The following is a 2294-nucleotide window of genomic DNA, read 5'->3' as shown; positions in this document are numbered from 1 at the left end:
ATTAAATTACTGTTTTCTTCAATCTTTAGCCCGTTTTCTTGAATTTTTTTATCTAAATCATCATAAGCAAATTTTAATAATTTATTAGTTTCATCATTTCGTTTATCTGAATCAATTTTATTTTCATCTATCTTATCTCTAAGATTCTGAAAATTTTCAAATACTAAGTCAAATTTGGAATTCATATCTTCTAATATAACTTCGAAGTATTCTTTTTTCTTCATTCTTTGTACCTTCGTCCGAGACGGGTCGGATGTTTACGCAGATTTTTTAGCCACAGATACTCCTATTTCATATAGAAAGTCTGGAGACATATCAGCTCCGTTCTTCCAAACTATAGTATCGAGGTCTGAATTTACCTTAACTGCTTTAAAATAACTTATATCTTTTAATGGCTTAAATATCTTTCCTTCCAAATGTGGTTTTAGATCAACAAGGCGTACATTGCCATCCTCAAAGGTTAGCAACAATTTATATTCAGATACATAATTTGCTTTTTTTACAAAGTGCATATGAGGCCTCCTAAGTCTTTATACTAAAGGTGGAATCTTTTGTAATGGCTTTTTCGCCATTGCAAGTTCCCAATTTTCCATCAGCTCATCTCGATTTTCAAAAGCCCATTCTAAAACCAGTGAGATAACCCGTTTAGATAAATTCCCTTCAATAAGTTTCAGATCAGCAATAGAGAAGACACCAGTTTGATTTTCATATTTGGCATGAAAATGCGCTGGTTGATGTTCTTTGTAATATATCGCGATTACGATTCCAAAAAATCTGCTAATCTCAGGCATTTAAAATCCTTTCCAAACCTTATCTCCACTTTCAGACTTCCAGGGCTACTTACTGATTATTTATATTCGACACGTGGGATGAAAAATCCTTCTTTTTGGGAAAAATTTTTGTAATTTTTTTAATTTTCAAAGAACATCAAATTAATATTCCGGAGGAGACGGGGTCTCTTCTTCTGGTGGAGTGGATGGTTCAGGCGCTCCGCCAGTCTCGGTAGGAGCTTCTCCTGCCTCTTCCGTAGGAGTTTCTCCACTGGTGGTCTCGTTTCCGGTCAAAGATGTAGGTGAAGTTCCACTACCTAAAGTGGTAGAGGGTTTTACTCCTCCTGATCCTATTTTGGCTGTACTAATTTCAGATTCTAAATTCTCTTTAATATTTTCGCAGATATCTGCAGTATTGCTGCTATTATCTATAGCTTTTTTAAATAGAAGAGAAATTTTTTCAGTAGATAAGCCTGAGTCAGAAGCCATCAGGCTTAAATAGCTCAGTTCTTCACTTATCTCGGTAATCTCTTCTATGCTTCTGCCCTCTTTGGTTCCCGTCTTTAACAGCCAGGAAAGAGATTCCTGAGGGACATCGTTTTCCAGACTATCGGCTAATATTTCAACTATTTCTTCACTGCCATTAATCTCCAAACCCTCTTGTTGGGCTGCGGTTAAAATCTCATTGGCTTGCTTTAGATTTTCGGCTTTCGTTGAAATTACTGAAATTATGATATTTTTATTTACATTTTTGGCTAAACCTTCGTTTATCTTATTAATCAGTGGCTCAGTGGGTAAGCTATCGTTTTTGGTTTCTAATAAAATATCGAACACTTTCTTTACACTATAGGCATCAATTGTTTTTGCCACACTATTTTCAATAATTCCTCTGGTATCCGGGAAAGATATTCCTGCTTCAAGTAAATCCTGAGCACTCTTTAGAAGCATAGTGGTCTGAAAGGCTGAGTAATAAGATGAAGAATTCAAAATATTTTTAAGCTGCTCTAATTGTTCATTAATATTCTCTTCTTCAACTGCAAAAGCAAACATAGTGAGAGAGAGTATCAAAAAAAAGAATATTAAAGAAAGTATTAATTTGTTTTTGTTTTTTAATAGCATAATTTAATTCACCAAGGTTTTAATTTACCAATTGACCAATTAGCCAATTTGCCAATTAAAAATAGAAGTTACAAATTTCAAGATGCGAGTATTTCACCCCCACCTTAATCCTCCCCCCTCAAGGGGGAGGAAACTGTTAAGTACAATTATTTATTTCTAATATGGCATTTTTGTTGCCAAATCCGTCTTTGACATAACGCAGGGCATTAGGGTCAGGAACCCAATTTTTTCCATCTAATACAAACATATATTCATATCTTCCCGGTTTTAGCTTAAGGGTCCCGGTCCAGATGCCATCTCCATCAAGATCTTCTAAAAGATTATCCACTGAGTTCCAGCCATTAAAGTCACCGGCAATGGCCACAGTATGAGTTTTATTATTATTTAATTTTAAAGAAAATTGTA

The 2294-nt window shown here is 34.8% G+C and carries 3 protein-coding genes and 2 pseudogenes; all 5 read right to left on the bottom strand.

Going from position 1 to position 2294, the window contains the following annotated elements:
- Window positions 1-185, bottom strand: a pseudogene (locus tag COZ07_RS06455) (hypothetical protein); the annotation flags it as partial.
- Between the two features lie 72 nt (window positions 186-257).
- On the bottom strand, window positions 258-512 hold the full coding sequence (locus COZ07_RS06450) for a DUF2442 domain-containing protein (RefSeq protein WP_406607750.1): 255 nt from the start codon (window positions 510-512) through the stop codon (window positions 258-260).
- Window positions 513-530: 18 nt separating this feature from the next.
- Window positions 531-791, bottom strand: a complete 261-nt coding sequence (locus COZ07_RS06445) for a DUF4160 domain-containing protein (protein WP_406607749.1) — start codon at window positions 789-791, stop codon at window positions 531-533.
- Between the two features lie 141 nt (window positions 792-932).
- On the bottom strand, window positions 933-1889 hold the full coding sequence (locus tag COZ07_RS06440; protein WP_406607748.1) for a hypothetical protein: 957 nt from the start codon (window positions 1887-1889) through the stop codon (window positions 933-935).
- Window positions 1890-2025: 136 nt separating this feature from the next.
- Window positions 2026-2294: pseudogene (locus tag COZ07_RS06435) on the bottom strand (glycoside hydrolase family 13); the annotation flags it as partial.

Source organism: Candidatus Infernicultor aquiphilus, assembly GCF_002784285.1.
In the GTDB taxonomy this organism is placed as follows: Bacteria; Atribacterota; Phoenicimicrobiia; order Phoenicimicrobiales; family Phoenicimicrobiaceae; genus Infernicultor; species Infernicultor aquiphilus.
Note: the sequence above shows the minus strand (reverse complement) of the source record. Positions and strands in the feature narration are given on the sequence as shown.

Excerpts from the sequence above, each read along its gene's own strand:
- COZ07_RS06440 (WP_406607748.1), bottom strand. The coding sequence starts at position 1,889 with ATGCTATTAAAAAACAAAAACAAATTAATACTTTCTTTAATATTCTTT.
- COZ07_RS06445 (WP_406607749.1), bottom strand. The coding sequence starts at position 791 with ATGCCTGAGATTAGCAGATTTTTTGGAATCGTAATCGCGATATATTAC.
- COZ07_RS06450 (WP_406607750.1), bottom strand. The coding sequence starts at position 512 with ATGCACTTTGTAAAAAAAGCAAATTATGTATCTGAATATAAATTGTTG.